This is a genomic window from Arthrobacter sp. UC242_113 (assembly GCF_044054585.1).
Classification (GTDB): domain Bacteria; phylum Actinomycetota; class Actinomycetes; order Actinomycetales; family Micrococcaceae; genus Arthrobacter.
The window spans coordinates 2,746,427-2,763,561 of the sequence record NZ_CP171968.1 but is presented as its reverse complement, the minus strand read 5'-3'; the positions used below and the strand labels follow the sequence as shown (position 1 = coordinate 2,763,561).

Sequence of the window (17,135 nt, the reverse complement as noted above, 5' to 3'; positions counted from 1 at the left end):
GGGATCAAACTGCGGGACCCGCATCCGCCAGCCGGATGCGGGTCCTCGGCGCGTCACCCCTGCTGCGCCGCCCATTCCTCGACCCGGCGGTTGCTTTCCTCCTCGGAGAGGTCTTCCACGCGGGTCACGATGGACCATCGGACGCCGAAGGGGTCCCGGATGCTGGCGTACCGGTCGCCGGAGACGAACGTGGCCAGTGGCTCGCGGATGGTGGCTCCGGCCTGGGCTGCGCGCTGCACCAGGGTGTCTGCGTCCTGGCAGTAGAGGCCAAGGGAGTAGCAGTCATTTTCACCCTCCGGTGCCGGAACCAGGTGGTACTCGGGATTGGGTTCGCCGAGCTGGAGGTGGCCATTCCCAAAGTCGAGTTCCGCGTGGACCACTACTCCGCCCATCTCCGTGGCGCCGACGACGCGAGCGCCAAACACGTCCTGGTAGAAGGCGATCGCTTCCCTGGCGTTGGTCACGGCAAGGAACGGCGTGAGGCTCGTCAGGCCGTTCGGGATTCCGTGTGTGGTGTGCTGTCCGTGGGCGGCCGTGGTGGATTCGGTGCTTGTAGTATCTGTCATGTCTATGACGCTACGTGCCCGGCCAGCGTCAGCGCTTGGAGATTCGCGACAGTCTGAAGGGACCAATGGAGAGTTCGTTCAAGGGGATCCTTTACCCGGCCCGGCTTCCCACTTTCCACCGCCTTCCGGCGCCGGCCGCGGTAGCGGACCTGGTCCAGTGGTTCTGGATTCCCGAGTGGGACATCGAGCCCGGCCGCACCTCGCGCCAGCAGCTGATCGCGTACCCTGGCTCCAATCTCGTGGTGCAGCCTGACGGCGTGGTCTTCTCCGGCCCGAGTACCCGGGCCGCCCATCGGGACCTGGCCGGACGGGGCTGGGCGGTTGGTGCACTACTTCGGCCTGCGGCCGTGCCGCGGTTCACCGACGATCCCGCCAGCCTGCGGGACACGGAACTGGCCGTGGCCGCGGAAGGACTGCATCGTTCCGTCACGGAGGCCATGGACACGCACGACGGCGATGCCCGCCGGGAGCGGGCTGTGGACGCCTTTGTGCGGTGGCTGGCTAGCTTGGCAGGGCCGGCGGTGTCCGGGGAGGCGCTGCTGGCCAACCGGCTGATGGACGTCATTGGGTCGGACGCGTCTGTGGTCCGGGTGGAGGACGCGTCGTCCGCGCTGGCAGTTTCGCAGCGGACCTTGCAGCGCGTGGCCAGGAAGTACATCGGCCTCAGCCCTGCCGCGCTGATCCGCCGTCGGCGTCTTCAGGACGCTGCCGAGCGGACGCGGCTGGATGCTTCGGCGGATCTGGCAGCGATAGCTGCCGAGCTTGGGTACGCCGACCACGCGCACCTGACGAATGACTTTCAAAAGTACCTGGGCTTCACCCCCAGCACCTACCGGCGGGCGGTTGCCGCTGATTGAGCCCCTCGAAATCCCTATCCGTCGGCAGGAGCCCCAAATGAGGTGCGCGTGCCTGAGTCCGTGCCCGAGGCCGAGCCCGACGTGCGGACGAAGTTCCAGCTGAAGGACCCGTCATCTTTGAGTGTCATCCGAAGGAACCCGTGGGTCTTGTCGAACCGCTTGACGATGAAGGGCGGACTGTTAGTGAACTCGCGGAGGCCGATCCCTCCCGTGGACACCTGGAACGCTGTCATCCCGTCACTGACGCACTGGTCCTCGTTGTTCACCGGACATGAACGCTCGTAGTTGTGCTGTGACCCTGACAGGGTCAGACGGACCCGGTGCTTGTACATCACGTCGATCCACGGCTTGTGGTCCAAGGCCCGCTCGTGTTCGTCCGTGTCCGATGTGAAGTACGGCTCGTGGTAGACAACCGCCAGGTACTTGCCCGCCTCTTGGGCAGCAGTGAGGTTGTCGTCCAGCCACGTCGTCAGTGCTTCAGCGTGCTCGGGGTCGTACCGCCAGAACGCGGACGACAAAAACACGAAGTGCCAGTTTCCGAAGTCCTTCGAGTACGGATCCCCGTTCCCGATGAACCCGCGCTGCTGGTTGATTGCAGCCTTCGCGGGGGCACCAGGGCATTGGCCATTCATGAAGTTGTCGAGGTCTTCGTTGCGGCCCGGTTCCCAGTCGTGGTTGGGGGCGGACACCCAGTACAGCTTGGGCTTGGTGCCACCCCACAGAGGAGTCCAGTACTTCACGTAGTCGGCGCAGTGCGGGGTGGCGTACTGGAAGTCCCCAAGCCCCAGGAACGCGTCAATCTCGTTCTTCTGCACGAGCCTGGTGATCGCCGCCCCGTTCAGACCGGAAGGGCTGTCTCGGTCAATGGTCCTGACGCCGTTCATGTCACCCACAGCAGCGATCCGAACATCAGGCGCCGGGGTTCGGGGCTTGCGCGGTGACGGCGGGGGAGGCACAACCAGGGTGGCAGCTGGTGCCGGCACCTCCCCAGGGGTGTTCCCACCGCCGATGGCGAGGGACGCCACCCAAAGGCCGGTCACGCCTAGGAGGAAGGCAGATGTTCCGGCGATAACACGATTGCGGCGCATGGGGCGAGCACCTCCTTCCTGGGGTGCGGTGTGCACTCCTGGCGGGACCGGCGGCGGTCTGGGGTTAGGTAGCCAGATCCGGAGGGTGAACCTGCGGCCACCGCCGTCCCAAACGAAGTGTCAGTCCGCGTCCTTGGGATCAGCGTGGAGCACCTTGGGAATCAAAGCGCCGCCGGGCGCCCGAGTCCTGACTGTTCCAATGTTTTCCCAACCTCACGGTCATACGATCCGATGACCCTGCGGACTCGCGGACCTACAAGGGAGAGATGCGCCATGAGAAAAACAGCACTGGGAGTACTGGCCCTGGCCGGGACACTCGTTGTTCAACTTGCCGGCGCCGGACCGAGCACCGCGGGGGACCGCGTGACTACGAAAACTGAGATGAGAGGCGAGGGAGTGACCGCGGAATTCGTCCGTACGGATGGGTGCATCCAGACGAACGTGAGCGTGTTCGGCAGTGTGTTCACGGCCCGCGGATCGGCTCCGCCGGAGAAGGTAGGCTTCGTGTCGGTCACGCAGGTTAACACCTGCACACTCGTGACACTGATAGACGGGTTCGGGGACGCGGCCACGCTGAACCTGGCGCTTCCGAACGGGCTGTCTAACGGGCGCCTGAGGATGTCCATGGAATTCACGAACTACGCCGACGCCGGGAACCCGGTAGTTTCGCCGCTCACGGCCGATGTGTCCTTCAAAGCTACGGCTAATGCGACGAAGACATTTGAAGAGTCCAAATCCCGTTCCGATGGCATCCGCTTTGAATCGTCGGAAAAGACCAAGGCCCGGCCCGTCTCTGTTGCCGGCACGGTGACCATCGGGGATCAAAAGGTCCTTTCGCCGGATACTTCGTCGATCTCAGGGACGGCCGGCTCGGTGCGCAGCAAAGAGAAGACAGTAAACCGCCCCGTGAAGTAGCACTGTTGAGCGCTCCCCGGCAGACGGTCAGCGCGGCAGCAGGACGCGGACCTGGCTTCTGATGTCCTGGACGATGTCGTTGACCGTGCTGGCGGCGTGGTTGGGGGCTGCCATGGCGAGGAACATGATCGCGGAGACGATTCGTGCCAGGGTCGCTGCCTCGCTGGGGCTAATTCGCTGGTTCTGTCGCAGCACTGAAGTGATTGCGGCCTCGGTCTGTACGGTGAGGGCAAGAGCGTCGCGGTGGTGGGGCTCCTCAGGGTCGCCGAAGACCATCTCGCGCAGGTAGGTGCGCCCGTTGTCTATCTGGATTCGGTTGCACTCCACGACGGGGCGGACAATGGCCATCACCGCTTCAAGTTTGTCCGGGGTGCCCTCTGCGGCTGTTCTGCCTCGCTCGAGCGCGTCGGCGTAGCTGGAGTTTTGCACGAGCAGGAGGAGCTCGCCCTTGGTCTTGGCGTAGAGGAACAAGGTACCCGTGCCGATGTCGGCTTTGTCGGCGATTTGCTGCGTGGTGACTTCATCGACGCCGTGCTCGGCGAACAGCTCGCGGGCGGCGGCCGTGATGCGGTCGAGCTTCTGCTGTTTGTTCCGCTCGCGCCGGCCCGGCGGTTGTGGGGCGAGGGGCATGACAGGGGTCCTCCGGAAATAGATCGCTGACCATGGTCAGTGATGATTGTAGTCATTTCCGTTAGGGCTGGGGGCCGGTCAGCGGGCGAGGAACTCGACGGCCAGGGGAGCGAACTGGTCGTGGAACTGGAAGATCCCGCCGTGGCCGGAGTCCGCGTAGATGATCAGCTCGGACCCGGTGATGCGCCGGTGCAGGTCCTCGGAGAGGACGGAGGGCACCATGCGGTCATTGTCGCCGTTGGCGATCAGGGTGGGATGGGTGATCGTCGACAGGTCAGCGGAAGACCCTCGTCCCCACTTCTTGATCGCCTTCAGCTGCGTTTGGAACGCCTTCACCGTGATCGGCGCATCACGGTCCGCCGTGCGCTCCTCGAGACGCTTCACGAACGCCTTCCCGGCCCGCTTGCCGGTGGCGTTGCGGTTGAAGAACAGGAACTCCATTGGGTCCGACCGGGTGAGGGTGGCACGCAGGATGTCGTAGTAGGTGATCCCGGCGATCTTGTCCAGGTCCTTCCCGCCCTTCGGGCCGGTTCCGGTGAGGATGAGCTTGCGGACGAGTTCGGGGTGGTTGAGTACGAGGGCCTGGGCGATCATGCCACCGAGCGAAAATGCGAAGACGTCGATCGTGTCGAAGCCGAGCGCCTTGATGAAGGTGTAGGCGTCATCGGCCATCGCCTCGACGCTGTCGGGGACGGTCCCGGTGGAGGCGCCGACGCCGCGGTTGTCGAAGGTGATGACGTGGTGTTCCTTCGCGACGGCGTCGATGATGCGGGGATCCCAGTTGTCCAAGTTCGCGGCAAGGTGCACGAAGAAGACGACGGGGACCCCGCCCTTGGGCCCCAGCTCGCGGTAGGCGTAGCTGACCCCGCCAGCATTGATGGTGCGGGCCGGCGCCTTGGCGTAGGACGTGATGGCCGAGTGGTTGCTGGTGGTGCTCATGCTGATTCTCTCGGTGCGTGGTTGGTGACGAAGTCGCCGATGGTGGTCCCAGGGGCGGCGTGCCGGGGGTTGCTGATGACGGTCTTGCCGAGGGTACCGCCCCTTTCCAGGTCATGAAGGGCTTGGGGCGCCTGGTCAAACGGGAAGACGCGTCCGACGACGGGACGCAGCACGCCGTCGTCGACCATCCTCGCTATCCGGGTGAGCTGGTCACCGCTGGCGCGCATGAAGAGGAATTCGTAGCTCACGCCGAGTTTTCTGGCTTGGCGGCGGATGCCAGCGCTCAGGCCGGTGATCGCGAGACGCAGCACCGGGTTGAGTCCGATCTCCCGCGCGAAGGCAGGGTCCGGCGGGCCGGAGATCCCGATGGCCTTGCCGCCGGGGCGAAGCACGCGGAGGGACTTCTCGAGGTTCCTGCCGCCGAGGCTATCGAGCACCAGGTCATAGCCTTGGAGGAGCTGCTCGAAGTCCTGGGCGCGGTAATCGACGACGGTGTCCGCGCCGAGCCCGCGAACGAATTCGGCGTTGGCGGCGCTGGCCGTTGTCGCAACGGTCGCGCCGAGGTGCTTGGCAAGCTGGATCGCGATGGACCCCACGCCACCGGCACCGGCGTGGATGAGGACCTTTTGTCCCGGCTGCACGTTCCCGCGCTCCACGAGCGCCTGCCATGCAGTCAGCGCGACCAGCGGCAGGGAGGCAGCCTCCTCAAAGCTGATCGAGGCAGGCTTGAGGGCCAGATCGGCTTCGGCGACGGCGATGCGCTCAGCGAACGTGCCTATGCGGGCTTTGTCTGGCCGGGCATACACTTCATCGCCCGGCTTGAAGCCGCGAACCTTGTCACCGACCCGGATGACAGTGCCGGCGAGATCATTCCCCAGGGTCAGCGGAAGCTTGTAAGGCAGGACCTGCTTGAACTCGCCCGCGCGGATTTTCTCGTCGAGCTGGTTGAGCCCCGCGGCCTGCACCTGGACCAGCACGTCCTGCTCTCCGACGTCCGGTTCGGGGACGTCGGCCTCCCGCAGCGGCTCCTTGTACTTCGTGACGACGAACGCTCTCATGGCCGGTGCTCTCTCTGGTTGTGGGGACAAATAATGAGTACACTCAATAATGATCCCACTCAGAAAGTCCTGTCAAGAGCGATCGTCATGGCGGAGGGCGAGTCGGGCTGCAACCATCCGGCGGTTGGGTGGCCACGGTCAGGCGAGGGTGGTAAGCCTCAGCGAAGCGACCTTTGCGGTTCCTTTGGTGGTGTACAGCGACACCCCGGTGCTGGAGGGGTCCGGGAAGATCAGTTCGGTGAGGGTGACTTCTCCGTCTTGGGCGAAGATCTCCACAGAGCACTGATCAACGAAGATGCGTAAGGAGTACGCTCCATCCACGGGACCGAGGGGCGCGGTATCAATCGATGCAAAGGCCTCGTGGAACGCCGTGTTTCCTGAGGCCGTTCGGTCCACGAGAAGTCTGCCTTGGCCCGGAAGGATGCCGATCCTTGTACCTTCGCTGCCGTTGCCGCGGATCACGAGGCCAAACTCTTCAGCGGAACCGGGCACAAACGTCGCCTCGATGAGTTGCACGGCGGCCCCTCCTGCCAGGGAACGGATGCCGTCGACGTCGAGCTCTGTGTAGGCAACTGTGCGGGTAAGCGCTGCAGGGTCAATCACTGCCTGCTGGGTGAGGCGCGGTTTTCCATCAGATGTGATGAGTGAGACCTCGCGTACAAGCGACATGGGGCTTCGCCACGGGGAGGTTGGAATTTCGTTGCCGTACTGCCAGTTGTTCATCCAGGCCATCATGAGCCGGCGACCGTCCGGAACGTTGCTGAAGGACACAGCCGCGTAGTAGTCCCGGCCCCAGTCGAGCCAAAGATACTCGGCCATGCGCGCCGGATCCTGGTCGCCTTCAGTGACAGTGGTTTCGGACCTGAACGTCACGCCGTCGAAGTCTCCCACGAAGTACTGTCCCGCGGAGCCTCCGTTCGGCCCGCCGGGATTGAGGTTAACGGTCAGCACCCATTTGATCAGGTCCTCGTTCCCGTCAAGTGGCAGCGGAAACAGGTCAGGACATTCCCAAACTCCGCCGGTAGCGTTGGCGGGCCCAAAACTGCTGAGGTAGTCCCAGCTCTTGAGGTCATCGGAGCGGTACATCACGACGGTGAAATCCGTTGCCTCGACAGCGACCATTACCCAATAGGCTCCGGCCGGGCCGTTGTAGCGGAACACCTTCGGGTCCCGGAACTCGGCCGAGTCCCTGCTCAAGACGGGGTTTCCGTGGTACTTGGACCAGGTGTAGCCGCCGTCGGTGCTCCACGCGAGTGACTGGGCCTGGATCCCGGCGTGCTGTGAGTTCTCCTTGTAGGCACTTGTGTAGATGGCGACCAGAGGTGCAGCAGTTCCGTCGCCAAGTCCGCTGGTGTTGTGCTGGTCGTAAACGACGCTGCCGGAGAAGATGTCCTCGTATTCGTCGCAGGCAATTGCGACGGGTTGTTCTGTCCACGTGATGAGGTTCGTGGAGGTGGCGTGCCCCCAGGACATGTTTCCCCAAACATTCCCAAAGGGGTTGTTCTGGTAGTAGAGGTGATAGGCGCCTTCGTGGAAGATCAGGCCGTTGGGGTCATTGAGCCAGGTGTCCTTGCTGGCGTAGTGCATTGCCGGCCGGAAAGCCTCACGTGTGGGCGCAGTTACCGCGGTCATGAATCAAAGTCTCGTTTCATTTCGTCTTCCTGAGGAAGGGTGGGGGCGGCCATCCAGCCGGCGACCGGCGCGGGCGCTGTTCGGCGGCTGGACGGATGGTCGGATCCTGAGTCAGGGGAAGAGGTTCCGGGCTCCTCCAAAGATCTCAGCCATGGTCCAGGCATCGAAGGAGAGCAGCCTCACGGTACCCTCGGCGGTCAGGCTCACGTGCTCACCGGCCAGGGTCGGGTAAACGCGGGCGGTGAGCGGCTTACCGTTGGCGAAAATTTCGACGGCGGACCGGTCCACGAGGACGCGCAGGTGCACCCGGCCCTCGGGCATCGGGAGCGGTCCGGACTTGTCGGCGACATCAACGGTTGGATCGAGGCTGCTCTGAGTCCGGTCGAGGCGGAGTGTGCCTTGGCCGTCGCCTTCAGTGGTCCGGCACAGCTCGATCACTGTTTCCTCCTTGGATTTGCCGAAGACGCCACCGTCGGCCGATCCCAGCAAGCCCAGTCGCAGCACAGCACCAGGCTCGAGCTGCACATCCAGTTCGAGGTCCAGCTGGCTGCCGGACACGCCGGTAGCCACAGGCACCCCGGTACCCACCAGCTCCTGTCCGGGCAGGCCCACATGGTCCCGGCGCAGCTTCTCGATTTCAGGCACGGGCGCGAACAGCAGGGTTCCGTCGTCGGCCACGGTTGTGACGCGGGGCAAACTCATGACGCCCGACCACCCGGCCTCGATCATCGCGGCGTCGCTGCGGCCCTCCTGAAGCCAACCAAACATGATGCGTCGGCCGGACTCATCCTGGAATGACTGCGGCGCATAGAAGAACCGTCCACCGTAGTCGAGCCGATGCAGCCCGGTGGGCTCGAAGGAGTTTTCCGCGTAGCGGCCGGTCCAGTACAGCGGGTGGCGGGTGTCGCCGTTGTCCCATGCGGAAAAGACCAGCACGTCGGGCGTGTCGCCAGAAGTAGGAACCGTACCCAGCGAACCTTCGCCTGCCCGGAACAGGTCCACGCATTCCCACATGGTCCCGGTCCAGTCGGAATCGGCGGGATCGCCCTGCGAGGCGTCGCCGATGAACAGGGGCCCGACGTATTCCCAGGCGCGCAGATCCTCCGACTCGTACAGGAACGCGGTGCCGCCGCGCCCACGAATGCCCGAACCTACCAGCTGCCGCCAGGTGGAACCCTCGTGCCACACGCAGTGATCGCGATACGCCGTGATGTCCACCCCGGCCGGCGGGGCTGCGATAACCGGGTTCTGAGGCAATTTGCTCCAGCTCAGCAGGTCTGCGGATCCCACGGCAACGCAGGGCAACTCCTGCTCGCCTAGCCGTCCCGAGTACACCAAGGTGGGCGTGCCGCCGTCGTTCACCAACACCCCCGACCAGCAGCCGTCGGCGTCCGGACCTGCGGAAGGTTCCAGCGCCACCGGCTGATCCGTCCAGTGGACGAGGTCGGTGCTGGTCGCGTGGCCCCACTGAATGCGGTGGTGGAAGGCGCCTTCGGGGTTGTACTGGTAGAAGAGGTGGTAGGTGCCGTTCCATTGGCTCACGCCGTTGGGTCGTTCAGCCAACCGGCCGGGGAGACGAAATGGAAGCGCGGCCGAAGGGGGTCCGCATCGGCGCGGGCAATCAGTTCGTCCTGGGGAACGGTGCCGAGCGGGTGCGTCGATTCAGTCATGCGGAGGCCTTGTTGTTTGTAGGTTCAGTTGCCAGCGCGTGGCCGCCGGCTCCAGCCTGTGGGCGGTAGAGGTGGCAGCGCACCCAGTGGCGGTTTTCGGGGTCGCCCACGCGGTGGCGAACGGGTTCCTCGGCCGAGCAGGTCTGGTTCGGGTCGCCGTCGAAAGCGCAGCTGGTCGAAGCCATCACAGCCTGGCGCAGCTCGGCCCGGCGGACGGGATCGTAGGAGCCCGCCCGGGCTGGATCCGGGACGGCCGAGACCAGCAGCTGCGTGTACGGGTGGGCCGGGTTGGCCAGGAGATCCAGGGACTCGCCCTCTTCAACGAGCTCTCCCGCGAACATGACCGCCGTCCGGTCCGCCAGGTATCGGGCCGAGGCGAGGTCGTGTGTGATGTAGAGCATGGAGATTCCCTGCTCATCGCGGAGTTTGCGCATCAGGTTCAGCACGCCGATCCGGACCGAAACATCGAGCATGGAGGTGGGTTCGTCGGCGAGGATGACCCGTGGTTCCACGGCAAGGGCCCGGGCAATCGCGACTCGCTGGCGCTGCCCGCCGGAGAGCTCGTGCGGGTAGGAGTTCAGCATGTCGGCCTGCAGGCCCACGGTGGTCATGAGCTCCTCGAGTCGCTGCTGCGTCTCTGTCTCGGAGCTGCCGCCCTTCCGGTGGATCGCTAGCGACCTCCGCAGGAAGTGCTCCACTCTGTGGGCAGGATTCAGCGAGCCGAAGGGATCTTGGAAGACCATCTGCAGTTGGGAGCGGAAGGCTCGCGATGCCTGGAAGCGGTCGCGCTTGAGGACGTCGACGCCGTCGATCAGGATCTCGCCGGAGCTCTGCTTTTCCAGCCGGGCAACGCAGCGGGCCAGAGTGCTCTTACCCGACCCGGACTCTCCCACGAGGGCCACGATTTCGCCGCGGCCAATGGTCAGGTCCACGCCGTGCAGGGCCCGGACGGAGTCTCGGGAGAACAAACCACCGATAGGGAAAGACTTTCCTAGTCCGCGGACCTCGAGGGCTGGAGCTTCGGTGTCAGCGGAGGGGCGCTGGGCTGACAGTACAGCGTGGCTCATCGTGCGGCTCCTTCCATGATGGCGGTGTCAGCCGCTGAAGCGTCGGCACTGACAGGTGCCACGAAATGGCCGGGTGCTTCTTCGGCGAGGTCCGGGATGTTCCGGAACTTCACGCCGTCCGGCAGTCCGGTCAGCGGAACCCGCGGACCGGTGAGCGGCGGGAAGGCACCCATCAGCGCCTGCGTGTAGGGGTGGCGGGGGTTGGCGTAGACGTCCTGGGCTTTTGCGGTCTCCACGATCCGGCCGCCGTACATCACGGCCATGCGGTGCGAGAGCTCCACCATGAGGGACATGTCGTGGGTGATGAAGAGGACGGAAAACCCCAGTTCGCGTTGGAGTTCCTTGATTTGGGCCATGATTTCCTGCTGCACCACCACGTCCAGCGCGGTGGTGGGTTCGTCGAGGATCAACAGGGACGGCTTGAGCGCCACGGCCATGGCGATCACGGCGCGCTGCCGCATGCCGCCCGAGAGCTGGTGCGGGTAGGACTTGAGGCGTGCGGGGTCGATCCTCACCAATTCGAGCAACTCACCGGCACGCCGCAGCGATTCCTTGCGCGAGTAGCCCGCATGAGTGGTGAAAATATCCACGATCTGCTCGCCGATGGTCAGCACCGGGTTGAGCGAGTTCATGGCCGACTGGAACACCATGGCCACGTCCTGCCAGCGGAAGCGCCGCAGCTCCTCCGGGCTCATGGCCAGGACGTCCTTGCCGCCGAAGGAGATGCTGCCGCCGGCAATCTTCGCGGGATCCTTCAGGAGCCGCATGATCGAGTTGGCGATGGTGGACTTCCCACAGCCGGACTCGCCCGCCAGCCCGAACACCTCACCGGTGCCGATGCTGAAGGAAACACGGTCGACGGCGGTGGTGGAGCGGGTGTCGCCGATGTACTTGACGGTGAGGTTCTTGACCTCCAGGACGGGCTCGTGGGAGCCGAAGGAAACTTGGGAGACCGTCACTTGGCGGCGCTCCTTTCGGTAATCTTTGGGGTTTTGATCTTCCGCAGCCGCGGATTAGTGACCTCGTCCACGGCGTAGTTGATGAGGGCCAGTGAGAACGCGACCAGCGCGATGCAGACACCCGAGGGAACAAAGACCCACCAGCTGCCGGTCAGCAAGGCGCCCTCGTTGCCGGCCCAGAAGAGGTTGTTGCCCCAGGAGACGGTGCTGACGTCACCCAGGCCAAGGAACTCCAGGCCTGCCTGGGCGCCGATGCCGTAGATCACGCAGGCCAGCAGGGTACCCATGACGATCGAGGCCATGTTCGGCAGGATCTCGCGGAACATGATCCGGCCCGCCCGTTCGCCGGACACCACGGCCGCGGACACAAAGTCCTTTGAGCGAATGGACAGCGCCTGCGAGCGCAATACACGTGCCGACCCAGCCCAACCGGTGACAACGAGGACCAGGATCACGGTGCCCAGGCCCGGCGGCAGGAACGCGGCCAGGATGACAAGGAGCGGCAGTCCGGGCAGGAGCAGGAAGACGTTGGTCACCAGAGACAGTGCTTCGTCAATGAACTTGCCAAAGTACGCCGAGGCCAGGCCCACCAAAATGCCGATAAAGGTGGATGCGGTGCCCACAGTCAACCCGACGAACAGGGAGCTGCGGGAGCCGTGGACAGTCAGGGCAAGCACGTCCTGACCTTTGGCCGTGGTGCCGAGCCAGTGCTCCGGAGACGGTTCCAGCGAGGCCATCGCGGTGATCCGCGACGGATCTCCGGGGAACAGCACGGGGGCCAGCAACGCAAGCGCGATGAACACGAGCATCACGATCATGCCCACCAGGGCCTTCTTGTTGGTGATAAGTCCGTGGACGAAACTGCGGTTGGGCTTGCGGGCAGCTGTGCCCTCAGTGGGCTCAGTGGGCTGCTTCAGAATTGCGGTTGTCATGATGGGTCCCTCAGTTGCTGCGCACGCGCGGGTCGAGGCGGACGTAGAGGATGTCCACCAAGAAGTTCGCCAGCAGCACGGCGGCGGTGATGGTCAGGAACAGGCCCTGCATAAGCGGGTAGTCGAGGCCTTGGACGGCGTTGAGGAGTTGGTAGCCGACGCCGGGATACGCGAACACCACCTCGGTGAGCAGCGCCCCACCCACCACAAAGCCCAGCCCCATGCCGAAGCTCGTGACCGACGGGAGCATGGCGTTCCGCGCTGCATAGCGGAACATGATGCGGCCCGGCCGGAGACCCTTGGCTTCAGCCATGGTGATGTAGTCCTCGGAGTTCGTGGCGATCATCGTGTTCCGCATGCCCAGCATCCACCCGCCGATGGAGACCAGCACGATCGTCAACGCTGGCAACACAAGGTGCGCACCGACGTCGCCGATGAACTCCCAGGTAAACGCGGGCTCCACACCGTCACTGAACGCGTGGCGCAGCGGGGACCAGCCTAGGATCACTCCGAACAGGTACAGCGCGCCCATAGCTAGCCAGAAGTATGGGAAGGAGCCGATGAAGATCAACACTGGCGGCAGTGCGGAGTCGATCGCTCCGCCGCGTCGCCAGGCGGCCAGGATGCCGAGCAAGTTACCTACGACGGCGGCAATCACCAGTGCGGTGCCGCCGAGCAGGAGGGTCCAGCCGATCTGGGCGGCGATGACCTCCGTTACCGGTGTGGGGAAACGGGAAATCGAGACGCCCATCTGGCCGGTGAACACGTTGTGCAGATAGTCGATGTACTGCTCCCAGATGGGACGGTCGTCCACACCGAGCAGCTTACGCAGTGCGTCGATCTGTTCGGGCTGCATCTTGCCCTGGGTACGGGCGAACATGCGGGAGACGGGGTCCCCGGGCATGAAGCGCGGCAGCAGGAAGTTCAAGGTGATGGATGCCAAGAAGGCGATCAGGTAGAAACCCAGGCGGCGCAGGATAAAGCGCACGGTTTCCTCCATTCAGGTATTGCGGTAACGGGGAGGGGGCGGCATGCCCGGCGCGGTGAGCCGGCGCCGGGCATGCCGGGCTGCTGGGCCTGCGGGGCCCAGCTGTTACTTGCGCGGTTCCAAAGTGGTGAGAATCAGCACTGTGGTAGGAGAACGATCGGAAAGTGTGGCATAAGGGTTGTCCTGCGACGGCCATCCCGTGAAGTGGACGTCCGTGTAGTCGCCCCATTCAGGTCCTGAGAACAGCGGCACCAGCGGGGCGGCGTCGTTGTATTCTTCCTGGAGCTTGTACGCGACGTCCTTCTGCTTGGCTTCATCGCCGGCGGCAACAAAATCCTGCAGGAGCGCATCGGCTTTGGGGTCACCAAAGCGGTGGTAGTTGTCGAACGTCTTGGTGCCGACCGGCTTCACTGTGGCGCTGCCCATGGCATTGTTGAAGTACTTGAACGGGCTGGGATCGTTGGCGCTCCAGACAATGCCGGAGTCAAACGTGCCCTGTTCGTATCCGGCCACCACGGAGGCCCAGTCCGGAGAGTCCACCTTGGCCGTGACTCCCACTACTTGGAGGTTCTGTGAGATCACGTTGGCTACGGACAGCCAGTCGGAGGAGCTGGCGCCCACGGAGATCTTGAACTCGAAAGGCGCTCCATCCTTCAAGGTGCGCTTGCCGTCGGCCCCCTTGGGGTAGCCGGCTTCGTCCAAGACTTTGTTGGCTTCGTCCAGGTTGAGCCTGGTCCAGCTGCAGTTGTCCTTGACGGCCGGGTTCTTCCACTTCTCGTAGTTGCCGGAAAGGCCGGTGCAGTCGGCGGGCTGGGCGTAGCCGCTCATCCCGATCTTGGTCACTTGGTCGCGGTCCACGGCCATGCTGAGCGCCTTGCGCACCTTTGGGTCGTTAAACGGAGCCTTGGTGGTGTTGAGCTGCCAATTGATCATGGCACCCGTGGGCGGGAACCAGTAGTGGCGGTGCTCCTTATCTTTGGAGATGAAGGTCTTCTCGATGTTTGGGATGAACTGGGTGGACCAGTCGACATCCCCGTTGACGCTGGCCAGATTGGCTGCGTCGTTGCCGGACATTGCAAGCATCTTGATGCCAGCAATCTTCTGTTTTTCCGGCTGCCAGTAGTTGGGGTTTTTCTTGAGTGCGTAGGACTGAGCCTGGAAGGAATCGACCTCCGTGTAAGGTCCTGTTCCCACGGGCGTGGCGTTGGCGTCCTTCGCCGGGTCGGCGATCGCCGACCAGATGTGCTTGGGCAGAATGGGTAGCTGGCCCACTTCGTAGAGCGCCGGAGACCATGGCTTGTTGAAGGTGAAGGTCACCTTGTTGGTTCCCTCGGCGGTGGCGCCGACGAGGTACTCGTAGCCGCCCTTGAGCTTCTTCTGGAGTTCGAAGGTGTAGGCGACGTCGTCGGCCACGAGTGGCTTGCCATCGGACCACTTCACGCCGTCGCGCAGGGTGAAGGTGATGGATTTGCCGTCAGCAGCAGTCTTCCATTCGGTGGCGAGCCACGGCGTCGTGTCTCCCTTGGCCGGGTTGAAGACCAACAGGGGTTCGTAGATCGCCTGGTTGACCATGGGATTCACCGCGGGCGCAAAGGGATTGAAGTTGCGGTCGAAGGTGCTCATGTCTTCCCGTGGGATGGTGAGCATGGCGTTCGTGTTGTCCGAAGTCGAGGAGCTTGTGCCCGACTTGTTGACGGTGGCAGCGCAGCCGGTCAGCAGCATTGCGCCCACAGCCAGTCCGGCCGCTGCAATGCGGGCAGACCTCAGGTATCGGGGTTGTGTCATGATGGGTATCTCTTTCCTATCTTCATCAGCAAGGTGAAGGGGTGGGTAAGGGTTAGCTCTTCGAAACTTGATTTCGCGGTCAGACCGAAGAGCGTTCTAGCAGCGGACAGTCGACCACTTGCTGGTCGGCAGTGATCGGCTGTCCTGCTGTAAGAGCGGCGAGCGTCTGGACTCCCAGAGCGCCCATTTTTTCGAATGGCAACGCAACCGTGGTCAGCTTTGGCCTGAGGTAGGCCGCGATGAGTTCCTGGTTGTCGAAGCCGATCACGGCGATGTCTCCGGGGATGGTCAGTCCCCGTTCCTTGATGGCGTCGTAAGCGCCCATCGCCATGCGGTCGTTGAGGCAGAACAGGGCAGTTGGCCGTTGATCTTTCGGATAGCGGTCCAGGATTTGGCAGGCTGCCTCGTAGCCCCCATCCGCCGTCGCATATCCGGACACCACCAAATCCGGATCCAGTTCCAGCCCGGCGCCGGCGAGTGCTTCGCGTGCACCCTTCAACCGCCCGACGGCCGCGGGGATCCGCGGGTCGAGATTGATGACTCCGATCCTGCTGTGGCCGGCTTGGAGTAAGCGCTCGACGGCAACCCGGCCGCCGGCGCGCTCGTCCGGGACGATCGAGGGCAGCTTCCCGTCCGCGTCGAAACAGTTGATCAGGACCGTGGGCAGCTCGTGGGCGCTTTCCGGAACATGTACGCCGCGGTGGAATGTTGCCGCGTACAAAAGTCCTTCCACTCGTTGTTCCAGCAGCTTTTCAATTGCTGCATCTTCCAAGCCTTGGTTGGGTCCTACGGCATCGGCCTGGTCGGAAGGCGCGATGAGCAGGAACCGATGGTCAAGCCAGGCTTGGTCCTGGGCGCCCTTGATGATGTCCACCGCAAACGGGGCCGTCACGATCTCGGTGACGAGTCCATACCAATCGCTGCGCTGGGAAGCCAGTGCGCGTGCTCCGGCATTCGGGCGGTAACCCAATGCCTGCACGGCGTCGTTGATGCGGGTGCGCGTTTCCTCAGAAATACTGGCGTTTTCGCGGTTGCTCAGCACGAACGAGACCGCCGTCCGGGAGACACCGGCGTGCTGGGCGACATCACTCATGGTGACACCCCGCTGCCGCACAGCCGCGGCTTTCTGGGGGGGCGTGGTTTTCGCCATTGAATGCTCCGGTGGTCTTCGTTGATCCTGGACGTAGTGCCAGGGTTCGGTCTGAGGTGTCCCGCGTTTGCCGTCAAGTAACGCGAGTTACCTGCAGCATTGTGAGCAAGGTTACCCGCGTTACCTTTTAGCTGTCAACGGCTTCCACCGGCATGCCAGCCGGCACGAGCATAGATTGAACTTCCTGGCGGTGGCTTAGCTGGCCGCCGGTTGGGCCAGTGTGTGGGCGAGACGGTAGGAGTCCGATGAGCAGGTGGGATGTACCGGTCCCGGAATACCAGATGAGGCACAAGGGCTGGCCTCTGCGGATCCAGTCCCGGTCGCGAGGGTGTGGATGGTCGCCTGACTGATGTTCGGGTTCGCGTCGAAATCAAAGTCCCCAAGCTATATATCCCGTGGGAAGCCCGCAGACTTGACCCTCCGGATCGAAGAACGCCGGTCCCGATCATCGCACTCGGCCAGGAACCCGTGATGGGAGGGCTGTTCCCTGCCGGCGACCGTCAAGACTTCCTCGAGAACTGCCCTGATCGTGGGCAGCACGCCTGGCCCACCGCAGCAACGGTGGAAAGCAAGATGATGTCCCACCAGAGGTTCGAGCGAACGCTAACGGTATGTGGGGGTGGTGCTGAATCAAGTCGTCCTGAATGAAGCCGACATACCAGGCAAGTGTGCGACACCTGTCGCGCACTGAAAACTGCACTCTCACTAGGCCAAAGTCAGCACAGCGGCGCTTCACGCCAACAGAATAGCGGGTCAGGTTCTTGCCCTGGCGGGATCAGAGAGCCGTGCCATCACGACGCCGGAAAATAGTAAGGCGGTAACCGTCCCATTTCGGTTCGAAGCACAAAGCCCCGGGCGGGGCGTGTGCGGCCGGGAACCTGTTCACGGCCTTGGTCAAC

Annotated in this window: 16 protein-coding genes and 1 pseudogene; 2 read left to right on the top strand and 15 right to left on the bottom strand. The window is 63.8% G+C overall.

Features of this window, described 5'->3' with window-relative positions:
- Positions 1–53: 53 nt before the first annotated feature.
- Complete coding sequence (locus ACHMXB_RS12510; protein WP_395398681.1) at positions 54–566, bottom strand: VOC family protein; 513 nt, start codon at positions 564–566, stop codon at positions 54–56.
- 65 nt (positions 567–631) lie between these two features.
- Between ACHMXB_RS12510 and ACHMXB_RS12505 the strand changes: the two genes are divergently transcribed.
- Positions 632–1,423 (top strand): helix-turn-helix domain-containing protein, encoded by a 792-nt coding sequence (locus ACHMXB_RS12505; RefSeq protein ID WP_395398679.1) that lies wholly within the window; start codon positions 632–634, stop codon positions 1,421–1,423.
- Between the two features lie 14 nt (positions 1,424–1,437).
- On the opposite strand, the gene ACHMXB_RS12500 is transcribed toward ACHMXB_RS12505, so the two are convergent.
- Positions 1,438–2,511 carry a hypothetical protein gene (locus ACHMXB_RS12500; RefSeq protein WP_395398677.1) on the bottom strand — a complete coding sequence of 358 codons (1,074 nt, stop codon included), beginning with the start codon at positions 2,509–2,511 and terminating at the stop codon, positions 1,438–1,440.
- Positions 2,512–2,784: 273 nt separating this feature from the next.
- On the opposite strand from ACHMXB_RS12500, the gene ACHMXB_RS12495 reads away from it, so the two are divergent.
- Positions 2,785–3,426: a hypothetical protein gene (locus ACHMXB_RS12495; protein WP_395398675.1), complete on the top strand. Its 642-nt coding sequence runs from the start codon at positions 2,785–2,787 to the stop codon at positions 3,424–3,426.
- A gap of 27 nt (positions 3,427–3,453) precedes the next feature.
- Here the strand turns inward: ACHMXB_RS12495 and ACHMXB_RS12490 are convergent, their stop codons facing one another.
- From ACHMXB_RS12490 to ACHMXB_RS12430, 13 genes and pseudogenes are all read right to left on the bottom strand, one after another.
- Positions 3,454–4,056 (bottom strand): TetR/AcrR family transcriptional regulator, encoded by a 603-nt coding sequence (locus ACHMXB_RS12490; protein ID WP_395398673.1) that lies wholly within the window; start codon positions 4,054–4,056, stop codon positions 3,454–3,456.
- 78 nt (positions 4,057–4,134) lie between these two features.
- Entirely contained in the window at positions 4,135–4,995 is an 861-nt protein-coding gene (locus ACHMXB_RS12485; protein ID WP_395398671.1) for an alpha/beta fold hydrolase, read from the bottom strand.
- The gene (locus ACHMXB_RS12480; protein WP_395398669.1) at positions 4,992–6,053 is read right to left on the bottom strand and encodes an NADP-dependent oxidoreductase; all 1,062 of its coding nucleotides are present in this window, start codon (positions 6,051–6,053) and stop codon (positions 4,992–4,994) included. Before ACHMXB_RS12480 ends, ACHMXB_RS12485 begins: the two co-directional genes overlap by 4 nt.
- A 138-nt stretch (positions 6,054–6,191) precedes the next feature.
- On the bottom strand, positions 6,192–7,685 hold the full coding sequence (locus ACHMXB_RS12475; protein ID WP_395398667.1) for a glycoside hydrolase family 32 protein: 1,494 nt from the start codon (positions 7,683–7,685) through the stop codon (positions 6,192–6,194).
- Positions 7,686–7,796: 111 nt separating this feature from the next.
- Positions 7,797–9,227 (bottom strand): glycoside hydrolase family 32 protein, encoded by a 1,431-nt coding sequence (locus ACHMXB_RS12470; protein ID WP_395398665.1) that lies wholly within the window; start codon positions 9,225–9,227, stop codon positions 7,797–7,799.
- Positions 9,224–9,355 carry a hypothetical protein gene (locus ACHMXB_RS12465; protein ID WP_395398663.1) on the bottom strand — a complete coding sequence of 44 codons (132 nt, stop codon included), beginning with the start codon at positions 9,353–9,355 and terminating at the stop codon, positions 9,224–9,226. Before ACHMXB_RS12465 ends, ACHMXB_RS12470 begins: the two co-directional genes overlap by 4 nt.
- On the bottom strand, positions 9,352–10,422 hold the full coding sequence (locus ACHMXB_RS12460; protein WP_395398661.1) for an ATP-binding cassette domain-containing protein: 1,071 nt from the start codon (positions 10,420–10,422) through the stop codon (positions 9,352–9,354). Before ACHMXB_RS12460 ends, ACHMXB_RS12465 begins: the two co-directional genes overlap by 4 nt.
- A complete protein-coding gene (locus tag ACHMXB_RS12455) occupies positions 10,419–11,381 on the bottom strand; it encodes an ABC transporter ATP-binding protein (protein WP_395398659.1) in 963 nt (320 codons plus the stop codon). The genes ACHMXB_RS12460 and ACHMXB_RS12455 overlap by 4 nt, the downstream gene beginning before the upstream one ends.
- Positions 11,378–12,313, bottom strand: coding sequence for an ABC transporter permease (locus ACHMXB_RS12450; RefSeq protein WP_395398657.1), 936 nt, complete (start codon positions 12,311–12,313; stop codon positions 11,378–11,380). Before ACHMXB_RS12450 ends, ACHMXB_RS12455 begins: the two co-directional genes overlap by 4 nt.
- Before the next feature lie 10 nt (positions 12,314–12,323).
- Positions 12,324–13,301 carry an ABC transporter permease gene (locus tag ACHMXB_RS12445; RefSeq protein WP_395398655.1) on the bottom strand — a complete coding sequence of 326 codons (978 nt, stop codon included), beginning with the start codon at positions 13,299–13,301 and terminating at the stop codon, positions 12,324–12,326.
- Positions 13,302–13,406: 105 nt separating this feature from the next.
- On the bottom strand, positions 13,407–15,086 hold the full coding sequence (locus tag ACHMXB_RS12440) for an ABC transporter substrate-binding protein (protein WP_395398653.1): 1,680 nt from the start codon (positions 15,084–15,086) through the stop codon (positions 13,407–13,409).
- 79 nt (positions 15,087–15,165) lie between these two features.
- On the bottom strand, positions 15,166–16,179 hold the full coding sequence (locus ACHMXB_RS12435; RefSeq protein WP_395398651.1) for a LacI family DNA-binding transcriptional regulator: 1,014 nt from the start codon (positions 16,177–16,179) through the stop codon (positions 15,166–15,168).
- A 295-nt stretch (positions 16,180–16,474) separates the two neighbouring features.
- Positions 16,475–16,824 (bottom strand): annotated as a pseudogene (locus ACHMXB_RS12430) (ATP-binding protein); the annotation flags it as partial.
- Between the last annotated feature and the right edge of the window lie 311 nt (positions 16,825–17,135).

Coding starts and splice junctions, on each gene's coding strand:
- ACHMXB_RS12460 (WP_395398661.1), bottom strand. CDS start 10,422: ATGAGCCACGCTGTACTGTCAGCCCAGCGCCCCTCCGCTGACACCGAA.
- ACHMXB_RS12505 (WP_395398679.1), top strand. CDS start 632: ATGGAGAGTTCGTTCAAGGGGATCCTTTACCCGGCCCGGCTTCCCACT.
- ACHMXB_RS12465 (WP_395398663.1), bottom strand. CDS start 9,355: ATGACTGAATCGACGCACCCGCTCGGCACCGTTCCCCAGGACGAACTG.
- ACHMXB_RS12435 (WP_395398651.1), bottom strand. CDS start 16,179: ATGAGTGATGTCGCCCAGCACGCCGGTGTCTCCCGGACGGCGGTCTCG.
- ACHMXB_RS12495 (WP_395398675.1), top strand. CDS start 2,785: ATGAGAAAAACAGCACTGGGAGTACTGGCCCTGGCCGGGACACTCGTT.
- ACHMXB_RS12510 (WP_395398681.1), bottom strand. CDS start 566: ATGACAGATACTACAAGCACCGAATCCACCACGGCCGCCCACGGACAG.
- ACHMXB_RS12485 (WP_395398671.1), bottom strand. CDS start 4,995: ATGAGCACCACCAGCAACCACTCGGCCATCACGTCCTACGCCAAGGCG.
- ACHMXB_RS12450 (WP_395398657.1), bottom strand. CDS start 12,313: ATGACAACCGCAATTCTGAAGCAGCCCACTGAGCCCACTGAGGGCACA.
- ACHMXB_RS12475 (WP_395398667.1), bottom strand. CDS start 7,685: ATGACCGCGGTAACTGCGCCCACACGTGAGGCTTTCCGGCCGGCAATG.
- ACHMXB_RS12500 (WP_395398677.1), bottom strand. CDS start 2,511: ATGCGCCGCAATCGTGTTATCGCCGGAACATCTGCCTTCCTCCTAGGC.
- ACHMXB_RS12480 (WP_395398669.1), bottom strand. CDS start 6,053: ATGAGAGCGTTCGTCGTCACGAAGTACAAGGAGCCGCTGCGGGAGGCC.
- ACHMXB_RS12440 (WP_395398653.1), bottom strand. CDS start 15,086: ATGACACAACCCCGATACCTGAGGTCTGCCCGCATTGCAGCGGCCGGA.
- ACHMXB_RS12490 (WP_395398673.1), bottom strand. CDS start 4,056: ATGCCCCTCGCCCCACAACCGCCGGGCCGGCGCGAGCGGAACAAACAG.